We start from the raw sequence: 16,546 nt of genomic DNA on the forward strand, positions 1-16,546 counted from the left end.
CCACCGCGACCTACAGTACGCGAATGTTGCTCCTGCTGCGCCAGCTCTCGTGGCCCGAGCTGCGCCACCACCCGTGGCGCCACCTGGCCGCATTGCTCGCCGTCGTTCTCGGCGTCGCGCTGGCCTTCTCGGTGCAGCTCATCAACCAGTCGGCGCTGCACGAATTCGCCGCGGCCGTGCGATCGGTCAACGGACAGCCCGACTTCGAGCTGCGCAGCCAGCGCGGGGGCTTCGACGAAGCGCTCTACGCGAGGGTCGCGACACATCCGCAGGTCGCCGTGGCCAGCCCGGTGATCGAGATCGACACGGTCGCCTTCGACGAGCGCGGCGAGAAGGTGCCGTTGCGCGTGCTGGGGCTGGACGCGCTCGTGGCCGCGCCGCTGTCGCCCGCCCTGATCCCGCGCCTGGCCGACGGCGTGGACCGGCTTGCGCTGCTGGATCCGGGGATGGTCTTTCTCAACGAGCCGGCGCGCCGGCGCCTGCCCGCGATCGGCCGGCTGCGCCTGCAGTCAGGCACGGGGCCGGTCGAGCTGCAGGTCGGCGGCAGCATCGCTGCCGGTGGACTGCCGCTGGCCGTCATGGACATCGCGGGCGCGCAGTCCGCCTTCGGCTGGCTGGGCCGCCTGACGCGCATCGACGTTCGATTGGTGCCGGGCGCGCAGCCCGATGCGGTGCTGCGCGAGCTTCCGCTTCCGCCGGGCGTGCGCGCCGCGTCGCCCGAGGAGAGTGCGCAGCGCGTCTCCAACGTGTCGCGCGCCTATCGCGTCAATCTCACCGTGCTCGCGCTGGTGGCGCTGTTCACCGGCGCCTTCCTCGTGTTCTCCATCCTGTCGCTGTCGGTGGCCAAGCGGCAGCAGCAGCTCGCGCTGCTCGGCGTGCTGGGACTTTCCGGACGCGAGCGGCTGCAGCTCGTGCTGGCCGAGTCGGCACTGCTGGGCGTGGTCGGCAGTGCGCTCGGACTGGCACTGGGCACGGCGCTCGCGGCGCTGGCGCTGCGCTTGCTGGCCGGCGATCTCGGCGGCGGGTACTTTCCCGGCGTCGCGCCGGCGCTGGAGTTCGGCATCGCCGCGGCACTGGCCTATGGCGCGCTGGGTGTCGCGGCCGCCGTGGTCGGCGGTTGGCTGCCCGCGCGCCAGGCGCAGCGGCTTGCACCGGCGCAGGCGCTGAAAGGACTCGGCACCGGCGACGTGCGGCCGGGCTTCGTCGCGCTCGGTCCGGTGTTGCTGCTCGCGGGTGTCGGCCTCGCGCTGCTGCCGCCGATCGCCGACGTGCCGCTCGCCGCCTATGCCGCGGTGGCTTGCCTGCTGCTGGGCGGCATTGCCTGCGTGCCGCTCGGCGTATCGCTGCTCTTGAAGGCGACGCGGCCCCCGCATCACCCGCTCGCCCTGCTCGCGGTGGAGCGCGCGCGGCATCAGCGGGACACGGCGACGGTGGCGGTGGCCGGCGTCGTCGCCAGCCTGAGCCTCGCTGTGGCGCTGACCGTGATGGTGGCGAGCTTTCGCGCGTCGGTGACGCAGTGGCTGGACGAGCTTCTGCCTGCCGACCTCTATGCACGCGCGGTGGCCACCGGCGCCGCCGGCGATGTGGTCGTGCTGCCCTCGCCGGTGGTCGAGGGCGCGTCGCGCCTGCCCGGCGTGGCGCGCGTGGAGCTGCAGCGCTCGACCTCGGTGGTGCTCGACCCGCGCCGGCCGGCGGTCGGCCTGCTGGCGCGGCGCCTGGCCGATCCGGCGCGCGAGCTGCCGCTGGTCGGCGAACTCCTGCCCGCGCCGCCCGGCGAGATGGCCGCCTACGTGAGCGAGGCCATGGTGAGCGTGTACGGCGCGGCGCCCGGCACGCGGCTCGCGCTGCCGCTGCCCGACGGCAGCCGCGCGACGCTGTTCGTGCGCGGCGTGTGGCGCGACTACGCGCGCCAGCACGGCGCTGTGGCGCTCGCGCTCGCCGACTATCGCCGCCTGACGCGCGACCAGCGCATCAACGAGCTGGCGCTGTGGCTCGCGCCGGGCGCGCGCGCCGAGGCGGTGCAGCAGGCGCTGCGCGACATCGCCACGCGCGCCGGACTCGATCCGGCGCTGCTCGAGTTCGCCGCGCCGGCCGAGATCCGCGCGAGCTCGCTGCGCATCTTCGACCGCAGCTTCGCGGTCACGTACTGGCTGCAGGCGGTGGCCATCGCGATCGGCCTGTTCGGCATCGCCGCCAGCTTCTCGGCGCAGGTGCTGGCGCGGCGCAAGGAATTCGGCCTGCTCGCGCACCTGGGCCTCACGCGCGCGCAGATCCTCGGGGTGGTCGCCGCCGAAGGCGCCGTCTGGACCGCCGCCGGCGCGCTGGTGGGCCTGCTGCTCGGGCTGGCGGTGAGCGTGGTGCTCGTGCATGTGGTCAATCCGCAGAGCTTCCACTGGACGATGGACCTGCTGCTGCCGTGGGGCCGCCTCGCGCTGCTGTGCGCCGCCGTGGTGATGGCCGGCACGCTGACCGCGTGGCTCGCCGCGCGCAGCGCCGCCGGTGCGCACATGGCGCTGGCGGTGAAGGAGGACTGGTGATGGCCGGCTTCAGCCGCCGCGGCTGGTTGCGCGCGATGGCCGCGCTGATGCCCACGGCGCCGGCGGCGCAGGGCGCGCTGCGGCCGCGCGTGCTGGCCTTTCCGGCGGACTTCGGTGCGCATCCCGACACGCGCACCGAGTGGTGGTACGTCACCGGCACGCTGCTGTCGCAAGGCGAGCTGCGCGGCTTCCAGATCACCTTCTTCCGTTCGCGCACCGCGGTGCCGACCACGCATCCCAGCCGGTTCGCGGCGCGCCAGCTGCTGTTCGCGCACGCCGCGCTGAGCGACCTGCCGCAGCGCCGCCTGCGCCACGATCAGCGCATCGCGCGTGCCGGCTTCGGCATCGCGGAGGCGTCCCAGCGCGACACCGATGTCAGCCTGCAGGGCTGGTCGCTGCGCCGCGAAGGCGGCAGCGGGCCGAGCCGCTACCGCGCTGTCGCGTCGAGCGACACGGCGCGCTTCGCCGTCGACCTGCGCCTCGCGGCCACGCAGCCGCTGCTGCTGCAAGGCGAGGCGGGATGGTCGCGCAAGGGACCGCGACCCGAGCAGGCGAGCCACTACTACAGCGAGGCGCAGCTTGCGGTCAGCGGCACGCTGCGGGTGGACGGGCGCGCGTGGCCCGTCGAGGGCGGCGCCTGGCTGGATCACGAGTGGAGCGACACGCTGATGGACCCGCAGGCCGTCGGGTGGGACTGGATCGGCATGAACCTCGACGATGGCGCAGCGTTCATGGCATTTCGCCTGCGGCGCGCCGACGGAACGGCCCTGTGGGCCGGCGGCACGTTCCGCGGCGCCGACGGCCAGACACGCAGCTTCGCCTCCGACGCCGTCGCGTTCGCGCCCGGCCGCGTGTGGACCAGTCCCGCGTCGCGCGCGGCGTATCCGGTGGAGTGGACGGTGACCACGCCGGCCGGCCGCTTCGTCGTCAAGGCGCTGCTGGACAGCCAGGAGCTGGACAGCCGGGCAAGCACCGGATCGATCTATTGGGAGGGCCTGAGCGAGCTCTTCGATGAAGCGGGCCGACGCGTGGGGCGCGGGTATCTGGAGATGACGGGCTATGCGGCAGCGTTGAAGCTCTGACGCGCCGTCAATGCGCGCCACCGGCATCGGCGGCCGCACCCATCTTCGGCTTGGCCATCCACACCACCGCCACCATCATCACGAACAGCAGCGACGACAGCCGGAACAGGTCGGTCGCTGCCAGCGTGTAGGCCTGCTGGTCGACGAGCCGGTTGATCATCGCCAGCGATTGCTCGGGCCCGAAACCCGCGGCGCCGAGCTGCGCCAGGGCCTGGGTGGCGCTGTCGTTTCCGCGGTTCACGGCCTCCGCGAGCTGGGCGTGGTGCATGACGGCGCGGTTCTCCCACAGCGTGGTGAAGATCGACGTGCCGAAGGCCCCCGCCGTGATGCGCACGAAGTTCGACAGGCCTGCCGCCGCCGGCATGCGTGCCGGCGGCAGTCCGGAGAACACGATCTGCTGCAGCGGGATGAAGAAGAAGGCCATCGCCGCGCCCTGCAGCAGCGTGGGGATCAGGATGCCGATGAACTCGGCCTGCACGTTGAACAGCGAGCGCATCCACAGCACGATGCCGAAGCCGATGAACGCCACGGTGGCGAGCTTGCGCGGGTCGATCCTGGCGACGTTCTTGCCGACCCACGGCGACAGCACGATCGCCAGCACACCCACCGGCGCCATCGCCATGCCGGCCCAGGTCGCGGTGTAGCCCATGTACTGCTGCAGCCACAGCGGCAGGAGCACCACATTGCCGAAGAACAGGCCGTAGCCCAGCGACAGCGCCGCCGTGCCGAGGAGGAAATTGCGCTGCGCGAAGAGACGCAGGTCGACGATGGGATGCTTCTCGGTGAGCTCCCAGGCGAGGAAGAACAGGAACCCGACCACGGCCGCCACTGCCAGCAGCACGATCTGCGTGGAGGCGAACCAGTCGAGCTCCTTGCCCTTGTCGATCATGATCTGCAGGGCGCCGACCCACAGCACCAGCAGCCCGAGCCCGACGAAGTCGAGCGGCACGCGCCTGGGACCCGGGTCGCGCTTGCGGTAGATCGACCACGTGATCGCCGCGGCCACCAGGCCCACCGGGATGTTGATGTAGAAGATCCACGGCCAGGCGATGTTGTCGGTGATCCAGCCGCCCAGCAACGGCCCGACCACCGGCGCGACGAGCACGGTCATCGCCCACATCGCCATTGCCGTGCCCGCCTTCTGCTGCGGATAGCTGCCGAGCAGCAGCGTCTGCGACAGCGGGATCATCGGCCCGGCCACCAGGCCCTGGAGCACGCGGAAGAAGATCAGCGACTCGATGTTGGGCGCCAGGCCGCACAGCCACGAGGCCAGCGTGAAGAGCAGCACGCTGGCGATGAACAGGCGCACCTGGCCGAAGCGCTGCGTGAGCCAGCCGGTGAGCGGCACCGAAATCGCATTCGCGACGGCGAATGACGTGATCACCCAGGTGCCCTGCGACGGGCTCACGCCCATGTCGCCCGCGATCGCGGGAATCGACACGTTCGCGATCGACGTGTCGAGCACGTTCATGAAGGTCGCCAGCGACAGCGCGACCGTGCCCAGGACCAGCGGCGTGCCGTGCAGCGGTCCGCTCTGCGGCTGCTCGCGCGCCGGCGCCGGCCCAGGCTTGTCCATCGTCGCCGAAGCGCTGCTCACGGGCGGTCCTTTCAGTGCGTGGTGGCGGCCACGCGCGCGAGGGGCCTGCCGAGGTTGGCCGCGATGATGTCGTGCACGACGCGATCGGCCTCGGCCGGCTGCGTGTCGAAGGCCTGCGTGCGGGTGGCGCGCGCCGCGCTGGCCGCGGTGAGCGGCTGGCCACCCTGCTCGGCCACGTCGACCGTTGCTTCCATCGACAGGCCGACGCGCAGCGGGTGCGCGGCGATCTGCCTGGCGTCGAGCTCGACCCGCACGGGAACGCGCTGCACCACCTTGATCCAGTTCCCGGTCGCGTTCTGTGCCGGCAGCAGCGCGAAGGCCGCACCGGTGCCGGCGCCCAGGCCCGCCACGTGACCCTGGTACTCCACCTTCTCGCCGTAGATGTCGGCATGCAGCGTCACCGGCTGGCCGATGCGCATCTTGCGCAGCTGCACTTCCTTGAAGTTGGCCTCCACCCAGACCTGGTCGAGCGGGATCACCGACATCAGCGGCGCGCCCGCCTGGATGCGCTGGCCGACCTGCACCGTGCGCTTGGCCACCTGGCCCGCGACCGGCGCGGGCAGGTCCATGCGCTGCAACGCCAGGTGCGCCTCGCGCACCGCGGCCGCGGCGCGCTGCACGTTGGGGTGGTTCTCGATGCTGGTGCCTTCGGTCAGCACCTGGTTGGTCGCCGCCTGCTCGCGCGCGGCCGCGAGGGCCGACTGCGCGCCGGCCAGAGCGCTCCTGGCCGCGGCCAGCGCCGTCTCGGCGTGCTTCATCTCCTCGCCGCTCACCGCGCCGGTGGCCGCCAGCGGCTGCCGGCGGCCCACGTCTTCGCTGGTGCGCGCGACGTCGGCCCGCATGCGCGCGACCTCGGCCTCGCGCAAGTGGATGTTGGCCGACAGCGTGCCGTTGGTCGCGTACAGCGAGCGCACCTCGCGCACCGTCTGCGCGAGCTGCGCCTCGGCGCGCTCCAGCGCAAGGCGCGCATCACTGGGATCGAGCTTGACCAGCGGCTGGCCGGCGCGGACCACGTCGGTGTCGTCGGCCAGGATCTGCAGCACGGTGCCGCCGACCTGCGGCGTCACCTGCACCACCGGCGCCTGCACATAGGCGTTGTCAGTGGACTCGTAGTGGCGCAGGAACAGCGCCCAGTACCCGCCGTAGGCGATGCCGGCAAGCAGCGTGAGGCCTGCGACGGCGAGCAGCGCGGGCTTGCGCTTGCTCGCCGACACGGCGGGTGCGGGCGCGACGGGTGTCTTGTTGTCTTCGGAGTGGCTCATTCGGATGTCCTGTTCGCAATGGATCGGGCCTGGACGACGGTGGTCGGCATCTCGCCCTGGAAGCCGCCGCCGAGCGCGCGGGCGAGGGCCGCTTCGGCGCTGAGGTGGCGCGCCTTCAGGTCGCTGGCGGCACGCCGCTGGGCCAGCACGTTCTGCTCGGCCGTCAGCACGATGAGGTAGTTCCCCAGGCCGCCGCGGTAGCGCTGCAGCGCGAGGTCGTACGCGGACTCCGCCGACTTCAGCGCATCGTCCTGCGCCTGCTGCGCGCGCTCGAGCGAACGCAGCGTCTCGATCTCGTCGGCCACCTCGCGCAGCGCGCGCAGCAGGGCCGCGTTGTAGCCCTCGATGGCCGCATCGACCTCGGCGTGGCGCGCGCCGAGGTTGGCGCGCAGCCGCCCGCCGTCGAAGATCGGCAGCCGCAGGGCCGGACCGATGCCGTAGGTGGCGCTGCCCGCCTGCAGGAAGCGGTCGAGGCCGATGCTGGACAGGCCGACGAACGCCGCGAGATTGATGTCGGGATAGAACCGGGCGCGCGCGACGTCGACATCCTTCAGCGCAGCCTCGACACGCCAGCGCTGCGCGACCAGGTCGGCCCGCCGGCCGAGCAGGTCGGCGCTGAGCGAGGACGGCAGGGGCGCAGATTTCACCGCTGCAAGCGTCGGCGCCAGCGTGTCCAGCGCATGCGGGCCCTGGCCGGTGAGCTCGGCCAGCGCATGTCGGCTGCGTGCGATCGCCTCGTCGGCCGCTTCGAGCTCGACGCGCGTCTGCGCGATGAAGCCTTCGGCCTGGCGCATCTCCACGTTGGTGTCCAGGCCGGCCTGGATGCGCTGGCGCACCAGCGACACCGTCTGGTCGCGCTGGCCCAGCGCCTGCTGCGTGATGGCGCGCGCCTCCACCAGGCGGCCCAGGTTGACGTAGGCGGTCGCGACATTGCTGGCCAGCAGCACGCGAGCGGCCTGCGCGTCCGCTTCGGCCGCGCGCAACTGGCCGATTGCCGACGCGAGCGCCGCGCGCTGGCGGCCGAACAGGTCGAGCTCCCAGCTCGCGCTGACGGTGGCGCTGTTGTTCCAGCGGATCGCACCGGCCAGCTGCGGCGGCACGGCACCGTTCTCGCTGAAGCGCTGGTCGGTGAGGTCGACCGCGCCGCTGACCTGTGGGCGACGCGCCGCGCCGGCCGCATCGACGGCAGCTTGTGCCTGGCCAAGCCGGGCCTGCACCTGCTGCAGGCTCGGCTGCGACGCCAGCGCCTGGGCGATCAGCGCATCGAGCCGCGGGTCGCCATAGTGGGTCCACCAGTCGCTGCGCGGCCAGTCGGTCGCAGCGCCATCGACGGCGCCGGTCTGCGCGGCCGACAGCAGGGTGTGCGAATGCGGCGCCACGCCGGCCGGACTGGCGCAACCGGCGACCAGCGCGGCCGTGGCCAGCACGGCCGCGATCATCGTCGCGGCGGTCAGCCACGAGCCCGGGAGCCGCGGCGGCTTCGACGTGGCGGCCAGCCGGCTGCGCGTCTGCGACCGGCAGCCGTCGGCGTCCGGCCAGGCGTGCGGGCAGGGGGCGTTGGGGTTCATTCGGCGTCCTCCGCTTTCTCTTTCTGTTCCTGCAGCGCCTGGCCGTTGACCAGCATGCGCTGCAGAAAGTCCTTGAACTGCCCCCACTCGGCCTTGTTGAAGCCGCGCAGGAAGTCGTTGTTGACGTCCGCGAGCACGTGCGGAATGTGCTCGGCGGCCGCTTCGCCTTCGGCCGTGAGCCGCAGGTGCACGACACGGCGGTCGGTCTCGGAGCGCACCCGCTCGACGAGGCCCTTGGTTTCCAGGCGGTCGAGCATGCGGGTCATCGCGCCCGCATCGATGCCCGCCTCGCGCGCCAGCTCGAACGCCGTGTCGGCATGCCCGAGCTTGATCTTCCACAGCGGCTTCCACTGCGCATCGGTGAGGCCGAGCTCGGCCATGCGCGCATCGACCTCGCGGCGCATGCTGGCCATCAGCTGGAACAGCAGGTGGCCCATGCTCTGGCCCATGTCGTAGCTCTCTCCGACATAGAAGCAGTTGCGGCGGGTTGACTTGGGTGGCGACATGGCGAAGCGATCTTGGCGGCGGGCTGCTGACAGCGTGGTGTCAGGAGGTCGAGAAAAATGACGGCTTGGGCAATATTTGCTTAGGCAAAGTTTGCTACGGCATTGAAATCCTTGGTGCGGGTGGGGTGTTTGGCATGTCGCGGCGATGCGCAAGCCCGACCTCACAGCCTAGACTTCTCCCATGTCTTCCTCACCTCAAGCCGTCGGCGCGCCGCGCGCGCTGCCCGCGCTCCCCGCCTCGCCCGCCTCCAAGAACGTCCGCTCCCTCGGCGGCCTGGTGCCCTTTCTGCGTCCCTATCGCGGCCGCATCGCGCTGGCGCTGGTCTTCCTCGTGCTCGCCGCCGTCAGCACGCTGGTGTTTCCGGTTGCGCTCAAGTCGCTGATCGACCAGGGACTGGTCGCCAGCGACCCTGGCGAACGGGTGATGGCACTGCGCGAGCATTTCTTCGCCCTGTTCGCGGTCGGCGCGGCGCTCGGCCTGTTCTCGGCCGCGCGCTTCTACATGGTCACCTGGCTGGGCGAGCGCGTCACCGCCGACCTGCGCGATGCGGTGTACGCGCACGTCGTCCAGCAAAGCCCGGAGTTCTTCGAGACCACGCAGACCGGCGAGGTGCTGTCGCGGCTGACCACCGACACCACGCTGGTGCAGACCGTCGTCGGCTCCAGCCTCAGCATGGGCCTGCGCAACAGCGTCATGGGCATCGGCGCGATGGCGATGCTGATCGTCACCAACCCGTACGTGATGTCGCAGGTGCTGGGCATCCTCGTGCTCGTCGTGCTGCCCTCGCTGTACTTCGGCCGGCGCGTGCGCAAGCTGAGCCGCGCCAGCCAGGACCGCGTGGCCGACTCGAGCGCCATCGCCGCCGAAGTGTTGAACGCGATTCCTGTCGTCCAGAGCTACACGCAGGAGCAGCGCGAGGCGCGCCGCTTCGACGCCTCCACCGAGAACGCGTTCGCCACCGCGGTCAAGCGCACCCGCATGCGCTCGTTCCTGGTGGCCTTCATCATCACCGCCACCTTCGGCGCATTGCTGTGGGGCCTGTACCAGGGCACGCAGGCCGTGCTCAACGGCGCGATCTCGGCCGGACACCTCGGCCAGACCGTGGTCTTCGTCATCATCCTGGTGTCGTCGGTGGCCGTGCTGGCCGAGGTGTACGGGGACTTGCTGCGCGCGGCCGGCGCCACCGAGCGCCTGATGGAGCTGCTGTCGGCGCGTTCGCCGATCGCGTCGCCGCCGCAGCCCACGCCCCTGCCGCCGACACGCGGCGGCTCGAGCGTGGCGCTCGACGAGGTCACCTTCCGCTATCCGTCGCGGCCGCAGCAGCCGGCGCTGGTGCGCTTCGGCCTGCAGGTGCGGCCGGGCGAGACCGTGGCGCTGGTCGGACCCAGCGGCGCCGGCAAGAGCACGGTGTTCCACCTGCTGCTGCGCTTCTACGACGCCACCGAAGGGCATGTGCGGATCGACGGCGTGCCGGTGCGCGAGGCCGATCTGCAGGCGCTGCGCCAGCGCATCGGCATCGTGCCGCAGGACAGCGTGATCTTCTCCGCCGATGCGATGGAGAACATCCGCTACGGCCGGCCGGAAGCGAGCGACGAGCAGGTCATCGCGGCCGCGCGCTCGGCCTTCGCCGACGACTTCATCCGCGCGCTGCCCGAGGGCTACCGCACCTTCCTGGGCGAGCGCGGCGTCCGGCTGTCGGGCGGCCAGCGCCAGCGCATCGCGATCGCGCGGGCGATGCTGAAGAACCCGCCGCTGCTGCTGCTGGACGAAGCCACCAGCGCGCTCGATGCGGAAAGCGAGCGCATGGTGCAGGCCGCGCTCGAGTCGGCGATGAAGGACCGCACCACGCTCGTCATCGCGCACAGGCTGTCGACGGTGCAGCGCGCCGACCGCATCGTCGTCATGGAGGCCGGCCAGATCGTCGAGGTCGGCACGCATGCCGAACTCAGCGCGGCGGGCGGCCTGTATGCACGGCTGGCGGCGATGCAGTTCGACATGCAAGTTGCAAGTTGACGGTCAGCCGCAGCGCGCGCGACGCGTTGTAGGCCTGGGCTGACAGCGCCGGAGGTCCGGGTCCGACAGACACGGTGGCGCCCGCCTTTCAATACTCGACAACGTCCGGCCATCGCCGGCACACGACCCATGAAGGAGAAAACGATGAACCACCGTTTCGCGATTCGCACGAGCGCCATCGGCCTGGCCGCAGCCGCCGTTCTGCTGGCCGGCTGCGAGACCCCGATGAGCGAGCGCCAGAAAGGCACCGCGATCGGCGCCGGCGTCGGCGCTGCGGCCGGCGCGGTGCTGAGCCGGGCCACCGGCGGCAAGGCCGGCACCGGCGCGGTGGTTGGCGGCGCGATCGGCGCGGTGGCCGGCAACGTCTGGTCCAAGCGCCAGGAAGAGCGGCGCGTCGCGATGGAGCAGGCCACGCGCGGCACCGGCGTCGAAGTGAGCCGCACCCAGGACAATCAGTTGAAGGTCAACATCCCGAACGACATCTCGTTCGACACCGGCAGCGCGACGATCAAGCCGCAGCTGCGCTCGGTGCTCGACCCCTTCGCGGCCAGCCTGAAGGACGATCCGAACGCGCGCATCGCCATCATCGGCCACACCGACAGCACCGGTTCGGATGCGGTCAACAACCCGCTGTCGGTCGAGCGCGCGCAAAGCGTGCGTGATTATCTGGCCGCGCGCGGCGTGTCGCCGACGCGGGTCGAAACCGCCGGCCGCGGCGAGCACGAGCCGATCGCCGACAACAGCACCGAAGCCGGCCGGGCCAAGAACCGGCGCGTGGAGATCTATCTGCGCGAGCCGGCGGCCTGAGCGACCGCGCTCATCCGCCTCGAACGGCCCTCGCGACACGCTCGCGAGGGCCGTTTGTCTTTCGACCCTGAGGCACAATCCGGCGACCCACCGAGACCTGCGCATGACCGCTTCCGCCGCCCGTCCGATCCGCTCGCAATACGAAGACTTCATGCGCCACGTGCAGGAGCACGGCGTGGTCAAGACCGACCGCACCGGCACGGGCACCAGGAGCGTGTTCGGCCACCAGATGCGCTTCGACCTGGCCGAAGGCTTTCCGCTGGTGACGACGAAGAAGGTGCATCTCAAGTCCATCATCCTCGAGCTGCTGTGGTTCCTGCGCGGCGACAGCAACGCACGCTGGCTGCAGGAGCGCGGCGTGACCATCTGGGACGAATGGGCCGCGCCCGACGGCGACCTCGGCCCGGTGTACGGCGTGCAATGGCGCTCCTGGCCGGCCCCCGACGGCAGGCAGATCGACCAGATCGCCGAGGCGGTGAAGACCATTCGCACCAACCCCGATTCGCGCCGCATCATCGTGAGCGCCTGGAACGTGGCCGACCTGCCGAAGATGGCGCTGATGCCGTGCCACGCCTTCTTCCAGTTCTACGTGGCCGACGGCAGGCTGAGCTGCCAGCTCTACCAGCGCAGTGCCGACATCTTTCTCGGCGTGCCGTTCAACATCGCGAGCTACGCGCTGCTCACGCACATGATGGCGCAGCAGTGCGACCTCGGCGTGGGCGACTTCATCTGGACCGGCGGCGACTGCCACATCTACAGCAACCACACCGAGCAGGTCGAGCTGCAGCTGTCGCGCAAGCCGTTCGCCTACCCCACGCTGCACATCAAGCGGCGGCCGGCGTCGATCTTCGACTACGAGTACGAGGACTTCGAGGTCCTCGGCTACGAGCACCATCCGGCCATCAAGGCTCCGGTCGCGGTCTGATCGCGCCGACGGGCCTTCCCAGGGCCCGGATCGCGACCTACGACAAGGCCGCGATGACCTCCGGCGGTGCCTGCACCAGCTCGATCAGCACGCCTTCGCCCCCCACCGGGAAATCGTCGCTGGCCTTGGGGTGCACGAAGCAGATGTCGTGCCCCGCAGCGCCCTTGCGGATGCCGCCCGGCGCGAAGCGCACGCCGTTTGCTGAAAGCCACTCCACCGCTTTCGGCAGATCGTCGATCCACAAGCCGATGTGGTTGAGCGGCGTCGTGTGCACCGCCGGCTTCTTGTCCGGGTCGAGCGGCTGCATCAGGTCGACTTCGACGCGAAACGCATCGCGGCCCATGGCGCAGATGTCCTCGTCGACGTTCTCCCGCTCGCTGACGAAGTTGCCGGTGACCTCGAGCCCCAGCTTGTCGACCCACAAGGTGCGCAGCCGCGCCTTGCTCGGGCCGCCGATGGCCACCTGCTGGATGCCCAGCACCTTGAACGGACGTGTTGATGCGGCCATGTGTCGCTCACCTGAACCTGAGAATCACCTGATCCACCGCGAGGCTCTCACCCTTCTGCGCCAGCACCTCGTCGACCACGACGTCCTGAGTGGCGAGCAGGATGTTCTCCATCTTCATCGCCTCGATGACGGCCAGCTTCTCGCCGGCACGCACCGATTGTCCCGGCTGCACGGCCACGTCGACGAGCAGGCCCGGCATCGGCGAGATCAGGAAGCGCGAGAGGTCGGGCGGCGCCTTCACCGGCATCAGTGCGTTCAGCTGCGCGACGCGCGGCGTGAAGACCTTGGCGTCGATCTGCGCACCGTCGTGCATGACGCGGTAGGCCAGTCCGATGCGTTCCACCTGCGCGCAGAAGGGCGCCCCGTTGCATGTGCCGCGGATCACCACCTCGCGCAGCGGGGTGTGCAGCTCGATGCGGTAGTGCCTGCCACCCGCATCGACCTCGAACCCCTTCTCCTGCACGCGCAGCCGCACCGGTGTCTGCTCCACGCTGTCTTCGCCGGCCGGCGTGACGACGATGAACTCGTCGCCGACACGGTATTCGTGCCCCGGCAGCTGGCCCGACAGCCGCATCGCGCGCTGGGTGTGCACCCGGTTGGCCACCGCCGCCAGCGCCCGCAGGAACGTCGGATCGTCGTGCGGCACGGCGGCGGCCGAAAACCCCTTGGGGTACTGCTCGGCGATGAATCCGGTGTTGAAGTCGCCGGCGATGAACTTCGGATGCGCGAGCAGGGCGGCCTGGAACGGAATGTTGGAATGAATGCCGCGAATGGCGAACGCGTTGAGCGCCTGCCGCATCCTGGCGATCGCCTCCCTGCGGTTGCTGCCGTGCACGATGAGCTTGGCGATCATCGAGTCGTAGAACATCGGGATCTCGCCGCCCTCGTAGACGCCGGTGTCCACCCGCACGCCGTCGACTTCGGGCGGCGGCGCGTACTTCACGAGCCGCCCGGTCGACGGCAGGAAGTTGCGGAACGGATCCTCGGCATTGATGCGGCACTCCATCGCCCAGCCTTCGCGGCGGATATCGCCCTGGCCGAAGGGCAGCTTCTCGCCGGCGGCGACGCGGATCATCAGCTCCACCAGGTCGAGCCCCGTGATGCCTTCGGTGACCGGATGCTCCACCTGCAGCCGCGTGTTCATCTCGAGGAAGTAGAAGCTCCTGTCCTTGCCGACGACGAACTCCACCGTGCCGGCCGACTGGTAGTTCACCGCCCTGGCCAGCGCGACGGCCTGCTCTCCCATCGCCTTGCGCGTGGCGTCGTCGAGGAAGGGACTGGGCGCCTCCTCGATCACCTTCTGGTGACGTCGCTGGATCGAGCACTCGCGCTCCCACAGGTAGACCGTGTTGCCGTGCGCGTCGCCCAGCACCTGGATCTCGATGTGGCGCGGCTCCTCGACGAATTTCTCGATGAACACGCGATCGTCGCCGAAGCTGTTGCGCGCCTCGTTGCGGCACGAGGTGAATCCTTCGAAGGCTTCCTTGTCATTGAAGGCAACCCGCAAGCCCTTGCCGCCGCCGCCGGCGCTGGCCTTGATCATCACCGGATAGCCGATGCCCTTGGCGATCTCCACCGCATGCTCGGGCGTGTCGATGGCGGCGTTGTGCCCCGGGATGGTGTTCACCCGGGCTTCCTTGGCCAGCTTCTTCGACGCGATCTTGTCGCCCATCGCCGCGATGGAGGCGTGCTTGGGGCCGATGAAGACGATGCCTTCCTCCTCGACGCGCTTGGCGAAGGCTTCGTTCTCGCTGAGGAAGCCGTAGCCGGGGTGCACGGCCTGCGCGCCGGTCTGCTTGCAGGCCGCGATGATCTTGTCCATCACCAGGTAGGACTCGCGCGACGGCGCCGGCCCGATGTGCACCGCCTCGTCCGCCAGCCCGACGTGGCGCGCGTCGCGGTCGGCATCGGAGTAGACGGCCACCGTGCGGATGCCCATCTTCTTCGCCGTCTTGATGACGCGGCAGGCGATTTCGCCGCGGTTGGCGATCAGGATCTTTTCGAACATCGTCAGTGCTCCATTCGGATAGGCAAGCAACGCGAAGCCTTGATCGAGCCACCCCCGAGGACCCGGCTTCGCCGGTCCCCCGGGGGGCGCGCCTTGGGGGCAGGAGCGAAGCGACTGGGGGGCTTCATCACAGGGGGATGTTGCCGTGCTTGCGCCACGGGTTTTCAAGCTTCTTGTCGCGCAGCATCACCAGCGACCGGCAGATCCGCTTGCGCGTCTCATGCGGCTGGATCACGTCGTCGATGAAGCCGCGCGCGCTGGCGACGAAGGGGTTGGCGAAGCGCGCCTTGTACTCGGCCTCGCGGGCGGCGAGCTTGACCGGATCGTTCTTGTCCTCGCGGAAGATGATCTCCACCGCGCCCTTGGCGCCCATCACCGCGATCTCGGCGTTGGGCCAGGCGAAGTTGACGTCGCCGCGCAGGTGCTTGGAGCTCATCACGTCGTAGGCCCCGCCGTAGGCCTTGCGCGTGATGACCGTGATCTTCGGCACCGTGCATTCCGCATACGCGTACAGCAGCTTCGCCCCGTGCTTGATGATGCCGCCGTACTCCTGGCTCGTGCCCGGCATGAAGCCCGGCACGTCGACGTAGGTGATCACCGGGATGTTGAACGCATCGCAGAAGCGCACGAAGCGCGCCGCCTTGATGCTGCTCTTGATGTCCAGGCACCCGGCCAGCACCAGCGGCTGGTTGGCGACGATGCCCACCGTCTGGCCTTCCATGCGGCAGAAGCCGATGACGATGTTCTTCGCGTTCTCGGGCTGCAGCTCGAAGAACTCGCCGTCGTCCGCGGTCTTCACGATCAGCTCCTTGATGTCGTACGGCTTGTTGGGGTTGTCGGGCACCAGCGTGTCGAGGGAGTAGTCGACGCGGTCGGCCGGATCGTTGCTGGGCCGCACCGGCGCCTTCTCCCGGTTGTTCAGCGGCAGGTAGTTGTACAGGCGGCGCAGCATCAGCAGCGCGTCGACATCGTTCTCGAAGGCGAGGTCGGCGACGCCGCTCTTGGTGGTGTGGGTGGTCGCCCCACCGAGGTCTTCGGCGCTCACCTCCTCGTGGGTCACGGTCTTCACGACCTCGGGGCCGGTGACGAACATGTACGAGCTGTCCTTCACCATGAAGATGAAGTCGGTCATCGCCGGCGAGTACACCGCGCCGCCGGCGCACGGGCCCATGATCATGCTGATCTGCGGCACCACGCCCGAGGCCATCACGTTGCGCTGGAACACGTCGGCGTAGCCGCCCAGCGAGGCCACGCCTTCCTGGATGCGTGCGCCGCCCGAATCGTTGAGGCCGATCACCGGCGCGCCGACCTTCATCGCCTGGTCCATCACCTTGCAGATCTTCTCGGCATGCGCCTCGGACAGCGCGCCGCCGAAGACGGTGAAGTCCTGGCTGAAGACGAAGACCAGGCGGCCGTTGATCATGCCGTAGCCGGTGACCACGCCGTCGCCTGGAATCTTGTTGTCGGCCATGCCGAAGTCGTGGCAGCGGTGCTCGACGAACATGTCCCACTCCTCGAAGGTGCCTTCGTCGAGCAGCAGCTCCAGCCGCTCACGGGCGGTGAGCTTGCCCTTGCCGTGCTGCGCCGCGATGCGCTTGTCGCCGCCGCCCAGGCGGGCCTGGGAGCGCTTCTCTTCGAGCTGCTGGATGATGTCGTGCATGGTGCGTGTCGTCCTTGTGTTGTTCTAGGGGCCTGTTGATGCCAGGCACCGGCCCTGCGGGTGACCCATGGC

The 16,546-nt window shown here is 70.1% G+C and carries 12 protein-coding genes; 5 read left to right on the top strand and 7 right to left on the bottom strand.

All coding sequences use genetic code 11. The features are described 5' to 3' along the window. Positions 1 to 23 precede the first annotated feature (23 nt). The gene (locus P7V53_RS25830; protein WP_280152355.1) at positions 24 to 2,537 is read left to right on the top strand and encodes an ABC transporter permease; all 2,514 of its coding nucleotides are present in this window, start codon (positions 24 to 26) and stop codon (positions 2,535 to 2,537) included. A gap of 47 nt (positions 2,538 to 2,584) precedes the next feature. After that, positions 2,585 to 3,619: a carotenoid 1,2-hydratase gene (locus tag P7V53_RS25835; protein WP_280156618.1), complete on the top strand. Its 1,035-nt coding sequence runs from the start codon at positions 2,585 to 2,587 to the stop codon at positions 3,617 to 3,619. Between the two features lie 7 nt (positions 3,620 to 3,626). Here the strand turns inward: P7V53_RS25835 and P7V53_RS25840 are convergent, their stop codons facing one another. The 4 genes from P7V53_RS25840 to P7V53_RS25855 are packed head-to-tail and all read right to left on the bottom strand — an operon-like array spanning position 3,627 to position 8,552. Beyond that, positions 3,627 to 5,195 carry a DHA2 family efflux MFS transporter permease subunit gene (locus P7V53_RS25840; protein ID WP_280156619.1) on the bottom strand — a complete coding sequence of 523 codons (1,569 nt, stop codon included), beginning with the start codon at positions 5,193 to 5,195 and terminating at the stop codon, positions 3,627 to 3,629. A 32-nt stretch (positions 5,196 to 5,227) separates the two neighbouring features. Next, positions 5,228 to 6,478, bottom strand: coding sequence for an HlyD family efflux transporter periplasmic adaptor subunit (locus P7V53_RS25845; protein ID WP_280152356.1), 1,251 nt, complete (start codon positions 6,476 to 6,478; stop codon positions 5,228 to 5,230). After that, positions 6,475 to 8,046 carry an efflux transporter outer membrane subunit gene (locus P7V53_RS25850; protein ID WP_280152357.1) on the bottom strand — a complete coding sequence of 524 codons (1,572 nt, stop codon included), beginning with the start codon at positions 8,044 to 8,046 and terminating at the stop codon, positions 6,475 to 6,477. Before P7V53_RS25850 ends, P7V53_RS25845 begins: the two co-directional genes overlap by 4 nt. After that, on the bottom strand, positions 8,043 to 8,552 hold the full coding sequence (locus P7V53_RS25855) for a MarR family transcriptional regulator (RefSeq protein WP_280152358.1): 510 nt from the start codon (positions 8,550 to 8,552) through the stop codon (positions 8,043 to 8,045). Before P7V53_RS25855 ends, P7V53_RS25850 begins: the two co-directional genes overlap by 4 nt. A gap of 181 nt (positions 8,553 to 8,733) precedes the next feature. Between P7V53_RS25855 and P7V53_RS25860 the strand changes: the two genes are divergently transcribed. The 3 genes from P7V53_RS25860 to P7V53_RS25870 all read left to right on the top strand — a co-directional run bounded on the left by P7V53_RS25860 (position 8,734) and on the right by P7V53_RS25870 (position 12,298). Further along, positions 8,734 to 10,566 (top strand): ABC transporter transmembrane domain-containing protein, encoded by a 1,833-nt coding sequence (locus P7V53_RS25860; protein ID WP_280152359.1) that lies wholly within the window; start codon positions 8,734 to 8,736, stop codon positions 10,564 to 10,566. A 144-nt stretch (positions 10,567 to 10,710) separates the two neighbouring features. Then, a complete protein-coding gene (locus P7V53_RS25865; protein WP_280152360.1) occupies positions 10,711 to 11,373 on the top strand; it encodes an OmpA family protein in 663 nt (220 codons plus the stop codon). Between the two features lie 103 nt (positions 11,374 to 11,476). Further along, entirely contained in the window at positions 11,477 to 12,298 is an 822-nt protein-coding gene (locus P7V53_RS25870) for a thymidylate synthase (protein ID WP_280152361.1), read from the top strand. A gap of 37 nt (positions 12,299 to 12,335) precedes the next feature. On the opposite strand, the gene P7V53_RS25875 is transcribed toward P7V53_RS25870, so the two are convergent. The 3 genes from P7V53_RS25875 to P7V53_RS25885 form a co-directional block, all read right to left on the bottom strand. Next, entirely contained in the window at positions 12,336 to 12,806 is a 471-nt protein-coding gene (locus P7V53_RS25875; protein ID WP_280152362.1) for a VOC family protein, read from the bottom strand. A gap of 7 nt (positions 12,807 to 12,813) precedes the next feature. Beyond that, complete coding sequence (gene accC, locus P7V53_RS25880; RefSeq protein ID WP_280152363.1) at positions 12,814 to 14,814, bottom strand: acetyl-CoA carboxylase biotin carboxylase subunit; 2,001 nt, start codon at positions 14,812 to 14,814, stop codon at positions 12,814 to 12,816. 127 nt (positions 14,815 to 14,941) lie between these two features. Beyond that, a complete protein-coding gene (locus P7V53_RS25885; RefSeq protein ID WP_280152364.1) occupies positions 14,942 to 16,474 on the bottom strand; it encodes an acyl-CoA carboxylase subunit beta in 1,533 nt (510 codons plus the stop codon). Positions 16,475 to 16,546 lie beyond the last annotated feature (72 nt).

It is taken from the genome of Piscinibacter sp. XHJ-5 (genome assembly GCF_029855045.1).
Taxonomy (GTDB): Bacteria; Pseudomonadota; Gammaproteobacteria; order Burkholderiales; family Burkholderiaceae_C; genus Albitalea.